14 protein-coding genes are annotated in these 17,066 nt (G+C 49.9%); 2 read left to right on the top strand and 12 right to left on the bottom strand.

The features are described from left to right. Nucleotides 1-108 precede the first annotated feature (108 nt). Entirely contained in the window at nt 109-483 is a 375-nt protein-coding gene (locus ACKTSG_RS11220; RefSeq protein WP_407894822.1) for a hypothetical protein, read from the top strand. Nucleotides 484-539: 56 nt separating this feature from the next. Here ACKTSG_RS11220 and ACKTSG_RS11215 read toward each other — a convergent pair whose 3' ends face one another. The 8 genes from ACKTSG_RS11215 to ACKTSG_RS11180 form a co-directional block, all read right to left on the bottom strand. Beyond that, nucleotides 540-1,418: a cation diffusion facilitator family transporter gene (locus ACKTSG_RS11215; RefSeq protein ID WP_407894820.1), complete on the bottom strand. Its 879-nt coding sequence runs from the start codon at nt 1,416-1,418 to the stop codon at nt 540-542. A gap of 116 nt (nt 1,419-1,534) precedes the next feature. Further along, the gene (locus tag ACKTSG_RS11210) at nt 1,535-2,689 is read right to left on the bottom strand and encodes a DUF2075 domain-containing protein (protein WP_407894815.1); all 1,155 of its coding nucleotides are present in this window, start codon (nt 2,687-2,689) and stop codon (nt 1,535-1,537) included. Between the two features lie 65 nt (nt 2,690-2,754). Then, nucleotides 2,755-3,603 carry a 4-(cytidine 5'-diphospho)-2-C-methyl-D-erythritol kinase gene (gene ispE, locus ACKTSG_RS11205; RefSeq protein ID WP_407894813.1) on the bottom strand — a complete coding sequence of 283 codons (849 nt, stop codon included), beginning with the start codon at nt 3,601-3,603 and terminating at the stop codon, nt 2,755-2,757. Between the two features lie 60 nt (nt 3,604-3,663). Next, the gene (locus tag ACKTSG_RS11200; protein ID WP_407894811.1) at nt 3,664-4,152 is read right to left on the bottom strand and encodes a GNAT family N-acetyltransferase; all 489 of its coding nucleotides are present in this window, start codon (nt 4,150-4,152) and stop codon (nt 3,664-3,666) included. Between the two features lie 233 nt (nt 4,153-4,385). Continuing rightward, nucleotides 4,386-4,637, bottom strand: a complete 252-nt coding sequence (locus ACKTSG_RS11195) for a Veg family protein (RefSeq protein WP_407894810.1) — start codon at nt 4,635-4,637, stop codon at nt 4,386-4,388. Between the two features lie 135 nt (nt 4,638-4,772). Next, nucleotides 4,773-5,645, bottom strand: coding sequence for a 16S rRNA (adenine(1518)-N(6)/adenine(1519)-N(6))-dimethyltransferase RsmA (gene rsmA / locus ACKTSG_RS11190; RefSeq protein ID WP_407894809.1), 873 nt, complete (start codon nt 5,643-5,645; stop codon nt 4,773-4,775). Next, nucleotides 5,638-6,207: a ribonuclease M5 gene (gene rnmV / locus ACKTSG_RS11185; RefSeq protein WP_407894807.1), complete on the bottom strand. Its 570-nt coding sequence runs from the start codon at nt 6,205-6,207 to the stop codon at nt 5,638-5,640. Before rnmV ends, rsmA begins: the two co-directional genes overlap by 8 nt. Next, nucleotides 6,208-6,981 carry a TatD family hydrolase gene (locus tag ACKTSG_RS11180; RefSeq protein ID WP_407894805.1) on the bottom strand — a complete coding sequence of 258 codons (774 nt, stop codon included), beginning with the start codon at nt 6,979-6,981 and terminating at the stop codon, nt 6,208-6,210. It lies immediately after the preceding gene. 156 nt (nt 6,982-7,137) lie between these two features. Here ACKTSG_RS11180 and ACKTSG_RS11175 point away from each other — a divergent pair, with 156 nt between their 5' ends. Then, entirely contained in the window at nt 7,138-7,854 is a 717-nt protein-coding gene (locus ACKTSG_RS11175) for a nitroreductase family protein (RefSeq protein ID WP_407894803.1), read from the top strand. Nucleotides 7,855-7,898: 44 nt separating this feature from the next. Here the strand turns inward: ACKTSG_RS11175 and ACKTSG_RS11170 are convergent, their stop codons facing one another. The 4 genes from ACKTSG_RS11170 to metG form a co-directional block, all read right to left on the bottom strand. Then, nucleotides 7,899-8,333, bottom strand: a complete 435-nt coding sequence (locus ACKTSG_RS11170; RefSeq protein ID WP_407894802.1) for a hypothetical protein — start codon at nt 8,331-8,333, stop codon at nt 7,899-7,901. A gap of 153 nt (nt 8,334-8,486) precedes the next feature. Further along, the gene (locus ACKTSG_RS11165) at nt 8,487-9,941 is read right to left on the bottom strand and encodes a glutamate synthase subunit beta (RefSeq protein WP_407894800.1); all 1,455 of its coding nucleotides are present in this window, start codon (nt 9,939-9,941) and stop codon (nt 8,487-8,489) included. Between the two features lie 36 nt (nt 9,942-9,977). Then, the gene (gltB, locus tag ACKTSG_RS11160; protein ID WP_407894798.1) at nt 9,978-14,441 is read right to left on the bottom strand and encodes a glutamate synthase large subunit; all 4,464 of its coding nucleotides are present in this window, start codon (nt 14,439-14,441) and stop codon (nt 9,978-9,980) included. A 374-nt stretch (nt 14,442-14,815) separates the two neighbouring features. After that, nucleotides 14,816-16,792, bottom strand: coding sequence for a methionine--tRNA ligase (metG, locus tag ACKTSG_RS11155; protein ID WP_407894796.1), 1,977 nt, complete (start codon nt 16,790-16,792; stop codon nt 14,816-14,818). Nucleotides 16,793-17,066: the final 274 nt, after the last annotated feature.

Raw genomic sequence — 17,066 nt, 5'->3', positions numbered from 1 at the left:
GAGCGCGCTCGAGCTCAGCGACGAGCTGCCAAGGTAGTCGTAGCCAGCTAACTCAACTCATCAAAGATAACAGTTCATCTCACGGTGTCGTGCCATGGGGTGGCTAACTTGTTCTTGCAATTTGCGGCCAAATTCAAGCTCGTACCGCGCACTGTCGAAGTGTTTATAGAAAAGTGGAATCGGCAATACTTGTCACTTTCCACCTCCAACACATACGGGCCGGTGTATCGCAGTATCTTGCATGTTCGTGCAGATGAATATGATTTCTATATTCGAATTGCTGGATCAAAAGCTGCCCGCTACTTGCTTGATCATCCAACCGGATTGACGCTGTTGGACCCTTTACATTTGACTCGCGTGGCTTACAGTCCTGACGAATATCAACTGGCGCAAAACATCAACGCGCTTGGCTATCATAAGCTAGTCGAAAACACCCCGTTGGCGTTTTTGGACAATGATCGTCCTCACAACATGACGTTATGAACCTTTCACGATTTAAAAAATGCCGGTGATCGCATGATCGCCGGTATTTTGATTGCTTAATAAGGATTGTCTTTCATTCGCAACGGTTGATAATCCCCATACTCCACTTGGATCGTGACATGGGCAATGTCAAATCGGTCGCGTAATTTCTGACCGAGCTTTTCGATGAACCAATCATTGTTTTCGTTCGTATCGCGCATCACATGCACCGTCAGCGCCACATCAGTTGTGCTTAACGCCCAAATGTGCAGATCATGACAAGAGATCACTGTAGGAAACTGGGTGATACATGCCGCAACTTGAGCGGGATCAACGGCTTTAGGCACTGCTGCCATGGCCAAGTTCACCGCGTCTTTCAATAAACCCCAGGTGCCAACTAAGACCACTAACGCCACCAAAATCGATACCGTCGGATCAAGCCATTGCCAGCCAGTCAACAGGTATAACCCGCCAGCTAAAACCACCCCTAAGCTGACACCAGCGTCGGCTGCCATGTGCATAAAGGCCCCGCGAATATTGAGATCATGGTCTTTGCCGTGATGAAACAACAAGGCCGTCACGCCATTGACGATGATCCCAATGCCAGCGACCAGCATCACGATACCACCTTGAGTCGGCGCAGGATGGGCAAAGCGCCCAGCGGCTTCGACGATGATCGCGCCCATTGCGACCAACAAGAATACCGCGTTGATCAACGCCGCCAGGATCGACGAACTTTTATAACCATATGTGCGCATGGCAGTCGGTTTGCGGCAAGATAGCCAAGCGGCAAACCACGCGATTGCGAGTCCCAACACATCAGAGAAATTATGCAACGCATCGGCGATCAAGGCGATCGAACCGACTGCCGCCCCAAAGCCGACTTCGGCGATAATGTAGATCACATTGAAGGTGATCCCCCAAAAAAATGCGCGATCTGGTTTCAACTCAGTCATGTTCGTCGCCTCCTTCCGGCTTACCCCTCCATCATCGCGAGAACCAGCGCCAAAGTCAACGCTATAAAGTTAGCGTAACCATTCCGGACAAGGCGCAAAGTGCTGGTAACATCACGTTATTGCAACGCCAACAATCTTTGACGCAATTTTGGATTCACAGCATATAAGCCCAAACCCAGCCGACCGCGTTTCATTAAAATATTGGCCACATGCAAGACTAGCGCTTGTTTATCCAACTCGCCTAAGCCGGCGCGCTTACGAAAGGCCTCTTGATCTTCAAACTTGCTGGTGTCGACGGTGATCCGATCGCGTACTGGGTCATAATCCAAACTTGGTCCTAAAATGACCCCGGCGACATTGAGATCAAAGCCTTGGATCGTATAGATCGACCCGACTTCATGCAAAGTTTCTGGCCGGCTGGCCCAAGGGCGATCAGTAAAGTTGATTTTATCCCATGGCAAATGCAAATTTCCAGCATCCACCCACCAAGTGCGCTCGCCAAACACCCGAAATGGGAAATCCGTCGTGGCGATCATGCGCGCCAAGCCGACTGCGCGATCTTGTGCTTGGATCCAGTCATATAATGGCTGGCCGTCTTCAAACACCTTGAAACTGAAATTTTTGGGGTGAGGCAGGGGCAACAACTGCCGCTTTTGGACAAAAGCGTTGATCCAATTCGCCACACTGGCCGCTTGCAGGCGAAACTGTTGGGAAAGTTTGGCTGATGCCACCACATGGCCTTGCAAAGTTTGCTGCAACAATTGGCGATCCCAATGCGATTTGAGCTTCACCACTTGATCGAAGTCTTCAACGATCACCACCACATGGGCCAACTCAAGCAGATCAGCCAACTGATTGTGCCCGCGATAGGCATTGAACGGATCTGGTTGGCTCAATAACAAATGTGCTTCGTCGACAAATACGGCTTTGGCTTTTTGGCCTGATTTTTGCATACGGTTGATAAACGGCGTGGGCTTTTCGTAGTCTTTTTTCAACACGCCAGGCGTCATGCCGGCAACTTCTTTATAGACTTTAAGCATTTCGTTGTGGTTCACCAGCAAGTGCATCCCCGGCTGGCGCACCGCGGTAAATACTGCATTCAACACCACGCTTTTGCCAGAACCGGCATCACCAGATAGCACAAATACTGCGGCTTGTTCATCGGCTTGATGTTGCTGGATGAAAGCTTGGATCCGCTTGGTCAGCGCTTGTTGTGTTGGCGTCAGTTGCGCTTGTTGACTTAATAAAAAGGTGGTTTCACTTAACGACATGGCCGCTCCTTGTTGAAAAAGCCGTTTTGTTTGGCCCGATGGCAAACAAAACGGCTTTTGATGATTTACGACAACGGCCGCACCAGATAAACTTCTGGGCAAAAGCCTTTCATCGAATTGTACACGCGCATGGCGCGACTGTGTTTTTCGCATAAGGCAAACACCGTTGGCCCAGAGCCAGACATTTGCGCGATCTGCGCGCCATAGCGGACGAAGCGCTCCCGCAGATCCGTGATCTCCGGATAGCGACTGGCAGTGAGTTGTTCCAGTGAATTGGCCATACCTTTGGTCATTTGGGCAAAATCATGCGCTTGGATGCCAGCCAGCACTTGATCGGTGTCAGGGCGCGGCAATGGCTTGGAGTAATCCACGGCATTTAAAATACTTGGCGTCGACACCGAAGCGCGCGGTTTGGCCAATACCACCCAGAAATTTGGCAGGCTGCCAAGTGGCTCGACGATCTCACCGCGACCGGTGACTTTGGCGGTATGCGAATACACACAATACGGCACATCTGAATCCACTTGCAGTCCCAATTGCGCCAATTGCGTACGCGAATAACCCAGCTGCCACAGCTGATTCAGCCCGCGCAATACTGCCGCAGCATCACTAGAGCCGCCGCCTAGGCCAGCGGATACCGGGATATGTTTTTCAATATGAATGCGGGCCCCTGCGTTGACGCCAGCCACTTGTTGTAACAACATGGCCGCTTTATAAGCAAGGTTGCGCGGATCCTCCGGCAAAAATCCGCTGTCTGTCGTCACGCGGATCGCCTTTGCCGGTTGAATATGCACATAATCGGCGAGATCAACCGACGTCATCACCATCCGCCACTCATGTTCGCCGTCGTGATGGCGATACAGCGCATCTAGACTCAAGTTGATCTTGGCCGGGGCTTTTTCGATGAGTTCCATCTTGACCACCAGTCTCGTTAGCTTTTGTTTTCTAGTATACCACAGGCAAAAGCGCGAAACTCAAAGTTGGCGTTGCATCACGACGACTTCTGCCACATGCCCATTTTGAAATTGGAACGGTGAGCGGCGCGTTTCTTTAAAGCCTAACTGCGTCCAAAATGCCAGCGCATCAACATTGGTGGTGACCACGCCAAGTTCAACTTCGCTGTAGTGTTCTTGTTGCCACTGCGCAAATAATTGCGCCATTACCGCCTGGCCTAAGCCAGTATGAGGCTTGCTGATCAATAACAATCCCAAATAAACGCCATGTTCAGTTGGGTAGCCAGTGATCCAGTCGCATACGCCGATCACGGCTTGGCCTTGTTTGATCAAGCGAAAATGTTTGGAGGTTTTGGTTTTGCCTATAGGCACTTCTTTGGCGTCATTTAAGATCGTGACTAAAGTCGGTTGATCATCGCCGATCAAGCGGAAATACTCACTGTTAGCTTGGTACACTTTCAACGCCTGCAAACGCGTGGCAGAAGTGGTGATGGGATCGAATGTGAACATGTTGGTATCCTTTCATAAGCCGAATCAAAGCAACAATAACACTTGCATCATGGCACAGTTTCCGGTGAATGAAAAGCCACACCCAGGTATTCAAGCTCAACACGCTTTATGATAGGACTAGCAGATCAGCGCGCATCGTCGCGTTTTGAAAAGCAACGCGGATTCGTCTAGCGACGCTTTTCAAAACGCTGGGCAACAAAAAAACCATGTGCAACTTCGCAACATGGTTGATTTTAGGAAACTTTTTCTTCGTCATCAAATGTGATTTGGATCGATTTGGTGAGGAGATCTGCGTAACTGTACGAAACGCGTTCAAACGCGTTGGTTTCTTGATCGAGATCCACCACAAAAATCGCTGGGTAGGTTTCTTTTAACGTCCCTTTGCGCCGGGTGACCTTCTTGCGGCCCGCTTGGGCGACGACTGTGAGATTCTCGCCGATCTTATCGTCGAGTTGTTGCTTGATGCTAGCTAATGTCATTGGCATGCATTTCACCTCTTGGTGTCTATCATACCACAAAGTCAACAAGTTTGCAATTATACCATTACATTCTCATTCTGACAACTATTAAATGCGCATCACACCAACGTTTTCACCAAATTTTTAGGTTCTATGCCACGCTTAAAAACCAGCCGCGTCCAACGCATCGCTTAACCGACCAAATTCGGCGATACTGAGATCTTCAGCACGCATGGTGGCGTCGATTTCAGCGGTTTCAAGGGCTTGTTTCAACGCGTCGCGGTTGGCTTTGCCATAGAGATTCACCAAGTTGTTCCACAGCGTTTTGCGGCGCGCCGCAAACGCCCCGCGCGTCAGCTTATCAAAGCTGGTTTGGTTATTGACCGCCACTAATGGCGCAGCGCGGCGCGTTAACGTCACGATCGCCGAATCCACATTAGGCGCTGGCACAAAGTTGGTGCGTTTGACTTCAAACGCCACTTGCACATCCATTTGTTGTTGAATGGCGATGGTCAAGCTGCCATAATCTTTTGAATTTGGTGCAGCCGTCAAGCGATTGGCGACTTCTTTTTGCATCATCACCGTCAAACTGGTGAATGGCAACTGCGAGTTCATCAAATGCGTCAAAATCGGCGTGGTGATGTAATAAGGCAAGTTGGCCACAACTTTTAACGCGTGTTGCCCATCAAAATGGTCTTGCACCAGCTTGGGCAAGTCGGCTTTGAGCACATCTTCTAACACCACTTCAACATTCAAGTAGCCATCCAAGGTTTCGGCCAACACTGGCAATAAGCGGCCATCGACTTCTAGGGCCAACACGTGATGGGCATTTTCGGCGATGAATTGGGTCAGCGCTCCGATACCAGGGCCAACTTCAATGACATCATCAGCTTGGGTGAGGGCCGCGGCATCTACGATATTTTGTAAGATCGTTGGGTTAGTCAAAAAGTTCTGGCCTAAAGACTTCTTAAAAGTAAAGCCGTGGCGCTTTAAAATCGCGGCAGTGCGACTGGGATTGGCGATATGTTCAGGCATGGTCTTCCTCCTGATTCAGCTGCGTTAATGCGTCGGCGAATTGTTTTGGCGTGATCTCAAATTGGCGCAGGCGCTTTTGCAACTGCTTGCCGTTGGTGTAGCCGATATGCAAGATATCGCCTAACGCGGCGCGGCGCTTGGCCGCTTTAGGCGAGCCGATCAACTCGGCAGTATACAAGTCTTCGCGAGAAATTTGTTCTGGCGCATCTGGCACTTCCGTGATCAAATGGCCTAACGCCACTTGTAGCGCTTGCGGCGTGGCATGTTCAACGCCTAACGATTGATGGGCGTGATCAGGTTTGGCATCGGCGCGCGGCAAAAAGGCGTGGGTCACCCCAGGTACGGCGGCAGAAATCGTTTTGCGGATCTTTTCGCCAGGAAAATCCGGATCGGTCAACACGATCACCCCGCGAGTCGCTTGGGCTTTTTTGATCAAAGCTAAGGTTTGCTCGGAAATCGCCGACCCGCGGGTTTCGATAGTATCCACATCCCCGAAGGCTTCATGCAAGCGCTTGGTGTCGTCGCGGCCTTCCACGACAATAATTTGTTTGAACTTACTCATTTATTCTCCAATATTAAAAATACGATGGGCGTTTTGCCAAGTGATCGCCGCAATGTGTTCTGGCGAATCTTCGCGATACTTCGCCACAGCATCCACCACAAAATGGGTGAAGCCAGGCTGATTTTGTTCCCCACGATGCGGCGTCGGCGTCAAATATGGCGCGTCAGTTTCCACCAATAAGCGATCTTCTGGGATCACTTGCACCGATTCATGTTCTTCTGGGGCATTTTTGAAAGAGACGATGCCAGAATAAGAGATATACATCCCCAGATCCAAGAATTTCTTGGCCCATTCAGCGTCGCCGGTGAAACTATGCATGATCCCGCCAAAGTCTTCGACATGTGCCGCTTTTAAAATGGCGTAGCTGTCTTCAAACGCATCCCGCGAATGGATCGACACGGGCATATGCAAGTCGCGCGCAATGGCCAATTGGCGTTTGAACACGCGGCGTTGGATCTCACGCGGGCTGGTATTCCAGTGATAATCCAACCCGATCTCGCCTAACGCGACGGTTTTGTCATCAGCAAGTTGTGCCATCAACAGCTTTTCGGCGGCTGGGGTGTAATCTTTCGAAGATTCCGGATGCCAGCCAACGATCGCATAAAGATTGGAAAATTCTGCCGCCAAGCGCATAGCCCCAGCATTTAAGTTGGTGTCTGAGCCGACGATCGCCATTTTTTTGACATCAAGATCAGCGGCTTGTTGGACGAATTGGGCTTCTTGGCCAGCATAAGGTGTGTCATTTAAGTGGGTATGTGAATCAAAGATCTGCATAATTAGCTCCTTTGAGCGAAGGGTTTGATCTTATTCATTATACACACAAACCAAGGTGCTTGTCGGCAACGTTCATTTTTGAACGAGAATTTGTTTGCCCAGTTTTTGCCTTTTGTAACTGCAAAATCTGGCTATAATGAAATTGGAGGCGATTGCATGTTTTTAGATCATCGAACCATTCGCAAATTCACGACCCATCCAGTTGATCCGCAATGTTTGAACCGGTTGATCACCGTCGCCCAACATACGGCAACGTCGCATTTCTTACAATCCTTCAGCGTGATCCCTATCACTGATCGCCAGTTGCGCACCCAAATCGCCGCCATCAGCCAACAAGCCTATGTCGATGACAACGGGGAATTATTGATTTTTGTCGCTGACCAACATCGCGCCGACTTATGCGCCGATCACCCTAACCAACTGGGGTCCACAGACAAATTCATCCAAGCCGCTTCAGATACGTTGTTGGCGGCGCAAAACCTAGTCAACGCCGCTGAAAGCGAAGGCTTAGGCACAGTGATCTTAGGCAGTATTCTCAATGATCCCAAGCAATTGATCGCACTATTGCATCTGCCTAAGCTCACCTTCCCGATTTGCGGGGTGATCGTCGGCTACCCTGATCAAGCCCCACAATTCAAGCCGCGCATGCCCCAAGCATTGATGCGTTTTGAAAACGAGTATCACTTACCCGATGATTGGCCAGCGCAAATGGCCGATTATGATCAGGTGATCGCGCACTATTACCGCACCCGCGACACTAACCGCCGTGCGGAAACGTTTACGCACTTGTTGGCCAATGGCGCCGCCCACACGCCGCAAAAACGTGCCGAATTGCTAGCAGCGTTGCATCAACAAGGCTTTTGCCTGAAATAGCGCCATCAAAAAAATCGCCGGCTCACGTCTGCGATTTTTCGTTGTCACGCTTTGGCATAACCTAAAAAGTCACTAGCTACAAGTTGGGCTACGTTGTCACCAATGTATTTCAGCTTAAAACTAAAGTCTTGATAAGTGTAGAAACTAAAGGCTTCATCATGGTAACGAAATTCAAACACGAGCGAGTGATTGGCCCCATCGCGATAATGAAAATCTTCAATGTCTTGGGCTTGTAGCACGCGAGTTTCGCCATTTTTTGACATTTGATGTAACACCAAGCGTTCTGGGCTGAAAATCACCAAGTATTGCTTTTCAACCGCGCTCGTTCCCATCGACGGGACGCGAAACAAAATATTGACCGCAACTTTTGCAACATTGTTCATACGATGATAAGCCAAAATGAAATTACCATCCAAGTCATACCCCAGTGACTGCACCAACGCTTCAACGCCTTTGCGACTATCGCCAAATATGCCCAAGTGATGTCCTCCATTCGTGGAAAATCCAGTCCTTCATTTGTTGCTCATCAAGTTTACTATTGTTAATGATAGCGTATTCATTGGAAACGCGCTATGCCGATTTTGGCTTCTATCAAAAAATCTCTGCCGAAATACCTTCGACAGAGATTTTTTTTAAGCGTGCTTAACCCCGGCAGGAACCAACTCGCTGGCTGATTGTAAGGATTTGTGGATCGCTTCTGCCGCCATGCGGCCTTCGCGGATCCCCCAGATCACCAAAGATGGCCCGCGTTTGGCATCCCCAGCGACATACACTTGTTCATTGTCGGTTTTGTAATCGTCATAAACTTTGTGCACACCGCAGTTATCAAACACGGACGAATCAGCGCCGGTAAAGCCCATTGCCAACAACACCAGATCAGCTTCTTCAGTGACTTCAGTGCCAGATACTGGTTGGAAGTGATCGGCTTCATTGATGGTGATGCTTTGCAATTGCCCGTGATCGCCGTGAAAAGCAGTGATCGTGTGGGCAAAACGCGTCAACGGCTTGTCAGACAATTGGGCGTATTCGCTTTGGCCGTAGCCGATGCGTTGCGTCCGTGGCCATTCAGGCCAAGGGTTGTTGTCAGGACGTTGTTTTGGCGCCGCTGGCACGATCTCCAATTGCAAAATGTCACGCGCGCCTAAGCGCAAAGCCGTGGCGATGCAGTCGTTACCGGTATCGCCGCCGCCAACGACGACGATTTTTTTGCCTGCCAGCTTGGTGTTGGCTTTGGTACCTTCTTTTAACACCGCATGCGTGGCGTCCGTTAAGAAGTCCAACGCTTGCTTGACGCCTTTGAGCTGACGGCCTGGGGCGTTAAGTTCACGCGGCATCCGCGCGCCAATGGCTAACAAGACGCGCGCATATTTGGCTTGCAGTTCCTCGCCAGAAATATCCACGCCAACGCGTGTGTTGCAAATGAAGGTCACGCCGACTTTTTCCATCACCGCGATGCGGCGAGCGACGTCTTCTTTAGGCAGTTTCATGTTCGGAATGCCGTACATGACCAAACCACCAGGCCGATCAGCGGCTTCATAAACGGTGACGTCATAGCCTAATTGGTTCAAGCGCCAAGCTGCCGTCAACCCCGCTGGGCCAGAACCGACAATGGCGACTTTGATGCCATTGCGGGACACTGGGCGGCCAGATTCTTCGACCCAGCCATATTTAAAGGCTTGATCGATAATAAAGCGTTCGTTGTTGCGAATGGTGATGCCTTTGTTGTGCAACGCTTCGTTACATGACACTTCACAAGGGGCGGGACACACATGCCCAGTGAAATCAGGCAATGGGTTGGTCAACGTCAAGCGCTGAAAGGCCCGTTTGTCTTCATTGCGGCCAACGAAATCTTGCCATTCTGGGATCAAGTTGTCATTCGGACAGCCAGATACCGCTTTGCCGCCAGCATACGCATAGCCGACATGGCAATGCGGCACGCCACAATTCATGCAACGCAAGGCTTGTTGGCGACGTTGCGATTCTGACAGCGTCAATTCCATTTCGTTAAAGTCCAAGATGCGAGTCTTGGGGTCGCGCCAAGGGTTATCCTTGCGCGTATATTTCATAAAGCCAAAAGGATCTGACATCTTATTTTCCTCCTACGCGGTCGTCTAGCCTTTGGGTTACTTAACAGTTGGCTGTGGGCCCATGACTTGATCAAAGGCGGCTTGTTCCAAGTCTTTGGCAGCGACGCCTTGCTTGGCTAAGTCCGCCATTAAGTCATTCATCCGATGGAACTCTTTTGGATAGACTTTGACGAAATCTTTTTGCGCTTGATCCCAGCTGGCTAACAGTTCCAAAGCTTTCGCTGAGTTGGTGTAGCGCGCATGCTTGACGATCAAGTCATGCAAGATCTCATCGCCGGCAGTTTCGCCGACTTTGAAGAATTCGATCATATCCATATTGGCATGAGACTCAAGCTGATGATCTGGATCGTAAACATAAGCGACCCCACCAGACATCCCAGCGCCAAAGTTGCGCCCGATCGAACCTAAGATCACCGCCGTCCCACCAGTCATGTATTCACAACCATGATCACCGATACCTTCGACCACCACATTGGCGCCGGAGTTCCGCACGGCAAAGCGTTCACCGGCTCGACCGTTGAAGAATGCTTCGCCGCTAGTGGCACCAAAGCAAGCCACGTTACCGACGATCGGCGCATTGGCATATAATGCCGCAGCTTGTTTCGGGGCTTGGACGATCAAGCGGCCACCAGATAAGCTCTTGCCAACATAGTCATTGGCTTCGCCGATCAAGCGCAAGGTCAACCCTGCTGCCGCAAATGCGCCAAAGCTTTGCCCGGCGACACCGGTGTATTCATAGGTCAAGCGATCATCTGGCAAATGATCATCAGAAAAACGTTTAGCCAACCAACCAGAAATACGGGCACCAGCAGAACGATCAATGTTGTTGATGTGCTTTTTGATCACTGTATGTTCGTCAGATTGCACGGCTTGCTCAGCAAACGCGTTGAGTTCTGGACGTTCGTCGGCAGGCTTGAACGGATCTGCAACTTTGCGTTCAATCCCGTAAGTTTTGCCTAACATGCGCGAGAAGTCCAAAGTCTTGGCTTTCCCAGTGGCGGTAAAGCGAGGGACTAAGTGTTCGACATGGCCGACCATTTCATCAACGGTGCGATAGCCTAATTTGGCCATTTCTTCGCGTAAGTCTTCGGCGATGAATTGCATGCAGTTGATGACATTTTCTGGCGTGCCGATGAAGAACTTGCGCAGCGCTGGGTTTTGCGTGGCAATGCCAGTTGGGCAAGTGTTCAACGAGCAAACGCGCATCATGATGCAGCCGACAGATACCAACACCAGTGAGGCAAACGAGAATTCTTCCGCCCCAAGCATGATGGCCACGGCGACATCACGGCCATCCATCAACTTACCATCCGTTTCCAAAATGGCCCGTTGACGCAAGCGGTTCATGGCCAACGTTTGATGAGCTTCAGATAAGCCCATTTCCCATGGCAAGCCAGCATCACGCACTGAGTTTCTTGGTGCCGCGCCAGTACCGCCGTCGTAACCGGAGATCACGACTTTATCCGCGCCAGCTTTCACAACGCCAGTCGCGATGGTGCCAACGCCAGTAGAAGAAACCAGTTTGACAGTGACTGCCGCATCTGGATTGACTTGCTTTAAGTCATAGATCAACTGCTTCAAGTCTTCGATGGAGTAGATATCATGATGCGGTGGCGGGGAGATCAAACGCACCCCAGGCACGGAACCGCGGACTTCAGCGACCCATGGGAAGTTTTTGGTGCCAGGTAATTGCCCGCCTTCGCCAGGTTTTGCCCCTTGAGCGACTTTGATCTGGATCTCTTCAGCAGACATCAAATATTCGGTATTCACGCCAAAACGTGCTGACGCCACTTGTTTGATCTTGGAGTTGACGTCGCGTTTTTGCCCGCGGGTCTTAAAGCGCCAGCGTGGTTCGCCACCTTCACCACAGTTGGACTTGCCGCCTAAACGGTTCATCGCTTCGGCAATGGTGGTGTGGGCTTCTTCGGAGATCGAGCCGTAACTCATTGCGCCAGACTTGAAGCGTTTGACGATCGAGGAAACCGGTTCAACTTCTGATAACGGTACACTAGGGCGATCGGAGTGGATATGCCACTGCGAGCGCAGCGTGGTCGGATCTGACAGTTCTTCTTCATGCATTTCTTTGGCGTAATCTTGATACAACTTGTAGTCGCCTAAGCGCACCGCCCGTTGGAACTTGTAGATCGTACGCGGGTTATACAAATGGTGTTCGCCTTCTGCACGGTATTTGAAAGAGCCGCCAGATGGCAAGTCGCGATTGGCTTTAGGACCAAAAGCGCGGTCATAGCGTGCCATATATTCCGCTTCGATTTGATCCAGATCAATGCCGCCGATCCGGCTTTGCGTGCCGGTGAAGTATTCATCCACCACCGCCGTTGACAAGCCCACTGCTTCAAACAGTTGGGCGCCTTGATAGCCGGTGATCGTTGAGATCCCCATGCGCGACATGATCTTGATGATGCCTTTTTCAGCGGCATGGCGATAAGTTTCTAACGCCGATGCCATGCCGTAAGCTTTCAGCGTGGCGTACACGCCATAAGGATGGATCGCCGACGCACCATAACCCATTAACGCGGCATAATGGTGCACTTCACACGCTTCGCCAGTATCGACTAAAATCGATGCGCGGCCGCGCTTGCCTTTGCGAACCAAATAGTTGTTCAACCCAGAAACTGCCAGTAAGATCGGCATGACGAGTTGTTCTTTGCCGGCATCGCGATCGGTCAAGATCAACAAGTTCTTGCCAGCATCGATCGCGGCTTCAGCGGCGCGGAACAAGTCATCTAAGGCTTGTTGCAAGCGGTGTTGACGATCAGATTTGGCATAGCAGATCGACAGTTCTTGGGTGTGGAAGCCGTCTTTATCCAAATGCCGCAACTTTTCAAATTCAGCCGTCGATAACATTGGCGAGGAAAGTTTGATCTTGCGGGCATTTTTAGGATCATCGGCAGCGACATCTGCGTCTGGGCCGATGAAGACTTCTGTGCCGATCACTAATTTTTCACGGATCGCATCGATCGGTGGGTTGGTGACTTGGGCAAATTGTTGTTTGAAATAAGTAAACAAGCTTTGTGGCTTTTTGGACAGTACCGCAAGCGGCGTATCAAAGCCCATGGAAATGATCGGTTCTTCGCCTTTTTTGGCCATGGGGATGATTGCATCTTGAATGATATCCACAGTGTAGCCATGCCGACGCCACAAGGTTTCCAAAGAATCTTCAGTTAAGTCGCTTTGGATATCGGCGCCAGGCACTTGGTCTAAGGTCAATTGGTTGTCATCCAACCATTGTTGATAAGGATGGGCCGTTGAATATTTGTCTTTGATGGCTTGGGTATGGTAGATCTTGCCTTCATGGGTGTCGACTAAAACCATTTCCGCTGGGCCTAAAATGCCTTTGTCCACCAAGTCTTCTGGGGCGACATCATACACGCCAGATTCAGACGCAACGACCATAATGTCATCGTTGGTCACCAAATAGCGACTTGGGCGCAAACCGTTGCGATCAAGGGCGGCGCCAACTTGAATACCGTCAGTAAAGCAGATCGCTGCCGGTCCATCCCAAGGCGCCATAAAGCTGGCATTGTATTCATCAAAGGCGCGTTGCTTTTCCGAAATGCCGGTACCTTCGCCCCAAGCTTCAGGCATCATCATCAGCAAAGCTTGCGGAATATCGCGACCATGGTGGTACAAATATTCCATGCAGTTTTCCAGTTTAGCAGAATCGGAATCATCTTCGTTATACACGGGGATGTTGTTGGAAGCCATCCAGTTTTCGGCACCTTTTAACGTGTTGATCTCGCCGTTATGGGCCAAATAGCGGAAGGGTTGCGCGCGATCCCAGCTTGGGAAGGTGTTGGTCGAAAAGCGTGAGTGGATCAAGCAGATCGATGACTGCATGGTTTCATCATGCAGATCAGGGTAGAATTGGCCGACTTGATAAGCGTGCAACATGCCTTTGTAACAAATCGTTTGTGACGACAAGCTAACGATGGTGAAGTCTTCCGCGTTAAATAAGCCTTCTAATTGTCGACGCAACTTAAACAAGGCATCTTCAAATTCGCGTCCGGCATCAACGGCATCTGGCCGCGCCACGATCAGTTGCATAAAGCTTGGCATCACATGTTGCGCTGTGGGGCCGCAAGCTTCATACACATAAGGTACCGCCCGCCAAGCCAACACGCGAAAGCCATGTTGTTGCACTTGTTCGGTGACGGCATCTTGGGTCGCCTTTTTACCTTCTGCATCTTGAGGTAAGAAGAAATTCCCGACGGCGTAATCCCCAAATTTCGGCAACTCAAAATCTTGTTCGGCTGCGTAATTGCGGAAAAAGCTATCTGGCATCGCCATTAAGATCCCAGCACCGTCGCCAGTATCAGGTTCTGAACCGGTACCGCCACGGTGATTCATCCGTGCTAACATCACCAACGCACGTTCCACCAACGCATGCGTCGCCAGCCCGTGGATCTGGGTGATAAAGCCCATGCCACAAGCGGCATGTTCAAACGTTGGGTCGTACATCGTTTCTTGATTGTGCCGCATTCCCGTTCACCTCTAACTAAATTTCAAACAGTGAGTTTACGGTTAAGTTTACTCATCGAATTCTTATAATGCAAGTTATCCGAGGTGAAAAATCGACACATTAAGCTGAAATAACCAACGATTCCGATATTTTTTCAATATTCGTTTCTCGTAATTCTGTGATTTAGGTGAGAAATGTTGCTGATTCTAGCCTGAATGTCACCTTTTCTCACCTACGCGTGCCTACCAGCAAAAAGCTTGGCAGTTTTCCTCACGAAGATCGAGAAGTTCCACCAAGCTTGTCGGCATAACTGACATGGGAAAAATTTTGCAGCGTACTTCACCGCATTAAAAAAACACGCTTGAAATCATATTGATTTCAAACGCGTTTTCCATTAGCCGATCAGCGCACCATTTTCGGTGTTATCTGGTAAGATCGCCAAGGCGATCTTACCTTTGCTGTCTTCAGACGACAACAACATGCCTTCAGACATTTCACCACGCAACTTGCGAGGCTTCAAGTTGACCACGGCCATCACTTTTTTGCCTTTAAGCTCTTCAAAGTGTGGGTAGTACTTGGCAATGCCACTGATGATCTGACGAGTACCTTCGTCACCAGCATCCAAGGTGAACTTCAACAGCTTGTCAGCGCCTTTGACTTTTTCGACATCCAAGATCTCCGCCACGCGGATCTCTGACTTATCAAAAGTGTCAAAGTCGATTTCATCTTTGCGGTCTTCATCTTTAACCGTGGCTTTGGCCTTTGGTGGCGTCATTTGGGCTTTGATCCAGTTGACTTCCGCTTCAACATCCAAGCGTGGGAAGATCGGTGTGCCTTTAGCGACCACTTTGGCCCCTGCTGGCAAGTGACCCCATGCTAACGTTTCTTGGGATTCGTCTTCATCATCAAACCCAAGTTGGCCGAAGATCTGTTTTGGTGCATGGGTCATGACCGGTTGGATCAACAAGGCGATCACGCGCAAGCTTTCGGCCAAATGCGCCATGACTGAAGCCAAAGCGTCGTGTTTTTCTGGGTCTTTGGCCAAGTTCCAAGGCTCAGTTTCATCGATATACTTGTTGGCGCGAGAAACCAGCTTCCAAGTGGCATCCATGGCATCAGAGAACTGCAAGTTGTCCATCAAGCCGTTGTATTGGCCGATCACATCAGCGGCAGTGGCTTCAAGACTGGCATCAAAAGGTGTGCCGTCATGTTGTAATTCTGGCAAAACGCCACCGCAATACTTGTTGATCATGGCAATGGTCCGGTTCAACAAGTTGCCTAGATCATTGGCCAGATCATAGTTGATCCGATCGATAAAGTCTTCTGGGGTGAAAATGCCGTCTTTGCCAAATGGAATCGCGCGCATCAAATAATAACGCAACGCATCAAGACCATAGCGTTCAACTAACATTTCTGGATAAATGGCATTGCCTTTGGACTTGGACATTTTGCCATCTTTCATGACTAACCAGCCATGCCCATAGATCTTCTTAGGGATCGGCAAGCCTAATGCCATCAACATGATCGGCCAGTAGATCGTGTGGAACCGCACGATCTCTTTGCCGATCAGTTGAATGTCAGCTGGCCAGTATTTGTCAAACAAGTCATGATTTTCAGACCCATAACCCAGCGCGGTAATGTAGTTGAGCAGCGCATCGACCCACACGTAAACCACGTGTTTAGGGTTTTCAGGCACTGGCACGCCCCAGTTGAAGCTGGTACGCGACATTGCCAAGTCTTCCAAACCAGGCTTGATGAAGTTGTTGATCATTTCTTTTTTGCGGATCTCAGGTTGGATGAAGTCAGGATGTTCATCATAGTACTTCAACAAGCGATCAGCGTATTTGCTCATCCGGAAGAAATAAGATTCTTCTTTGACCAATTGAACTTCATGACCAGATGGGGCTTTACCACCGATCACTTTACCGTCTTGGTCGCGGTACACTTCAGCCAATTGGGGTTCGGTGAAGTATTCTTCATCTTCAACGGAATACCAACCAGTATATTCGCCAAGGTACACGTCGCCTTGTTTGATCAAGCGTTCAACGATCGCTTGGACAGCTTTGACGTGTTCTTCGTCTGTGGTGCGGATGAACTTGTCGTTGGTGATCTCAAGCATTTTCCACAAGGATTTGATCTGAGCAACCATGCCGTCCACGTATGCCTGCGGTGTGATCCCTAAGGCGTCGGCTTTTTGCTCGATTTTTAAACCGTGCTCGTCAGTCCCTGTCAAAAAGAACACGTCGTAGCCCATCAAGCGCTTGTAACGTGCGATCACGTCAGCGGCGATGGTGGAATATGCATTACCGATATGTAACTTACCACTTGGGTAATAGATCGGGGTGGTCACGTAGAACGTTGGTTTTGCCATGAATATTGTGCCTCCTGCAGCAAACAAGTGTCTAGATGCCATTAAGTATAGCATAGGTTAGCGCTAGGTGAAAAAGTGATTCTCATCACGTATGTGTCAAGTTTTTCTCGGTTCCAGTAAATTGAGTTCCAAATGATAGGTTTTATCCAACCTGATTAAGTGACTTGGCCAATTTGGCCAAACCAGTGCTTGCTACACCTTGAGTGGAGATGACACCATGCCATGCGCCATCGTGGTCTAGGTGTTTTTCTGTTTTGAACAAAGCCTTTAGCTT

Origin of the sequence: Lacticaseibacillus salsurae, assembly GCF_045862175.1 — a bacterium.
GTDB classification, from domain to species: domain Bacteria; phylum Bacillota; class Bacilli; order Lactobacillales; family Lactobacillaceae; genus Lacticaseibacillus; species Lacticaseibacillus salsurae.
The sequence above is the reverse complement of the archived record's forward strand: the minus strand, read 5'-3'. Positions and strand labels throughout refer to the sequence as shown.

Bases quoted from the DNA above. Each gene is read 5' to 3' on its own strand.
- ACKTSG_RS11215 (WP_407894820.1), bottom strand. From the start codon at position 1,418: ATGACTGAGTTGAAACCAGATCGCGCATTTTTTTGGGGGATCACCTTC.
- ACKTSG_RS11210 (WP_407894815.1), bottom strand. From the start codon at position 2,689: ATGTCGTTAAGTGAAACCACCTTTTTATTAAGTCAACAAGCGCAACTG.
- ispE (WP_407894813.1), bottom strand. From the start codon at position 3,603: ATGGAACTCATCGAAAAAGCCCCGGCCAAGATCAACTTGAGTCTAGAT.
- ACKTSG_RS11200 (WP_407894811.1), bottom strand. From the start codon at position 4,152: ATGTTCACATTCGATCCCATCACCACTTCTGCCACGCGTTTGCAGGCG.
- ACKTSG_RS11195 (WP_407894810.1), bottom strand. From the start codon at position 4,637: ATGCCAATGACATTAGCTAGCATCAAGCAACAACTCGACGATAAGATC.
- rsmA (WP_407894809.1), bottom strand. From the start codon at position 5,645: ATGCCTGAACATATCGCCAATCCCAGTCGCACTGCCGCGATTTTAAAG.
- rnmV (WP_407894807.1), bottom strand. From the start codon at position 6,207: ATGAGTAAGTTCAAACAAATTATTGTCGTGGAAGGCCGCGACGACACC.
- ACKTSG_RS11180 (WP_407894805.1), bottom strand. From the start codon at position 6,981: ATGCAGATCTTTGATTCACATACCCACTTAAATGACACACCTTATGCT.
- ACKTSG_RS11175 (WP_407894803.1), top strand. From the start codon at position 7,138: ATGTTTTTAGATCATCGAACCATTCGCAAATTCACGACCCATCCAGTT.
- ACKTSG_RS11165 (WP_407894800.1), bottom strand. From the start codon at position 9,941: ATGTCAGATCCTTTTGGCTTTATGAAATATACGCGCAAGGATAACCCT.
- gltB (WP_407894798.1), bottom strand. From the start codon at position 14,441: ATGCGGCACAATCAAGAAACGATGTACGACCCAACGTTTGAACATGCC.
- metG (WP_407894796.1), bottom strand. From the start codon at position 16,792: ATGGCAAAACCAACGTTCTACGTGACCACCCCGATCTATTACCCAAGT.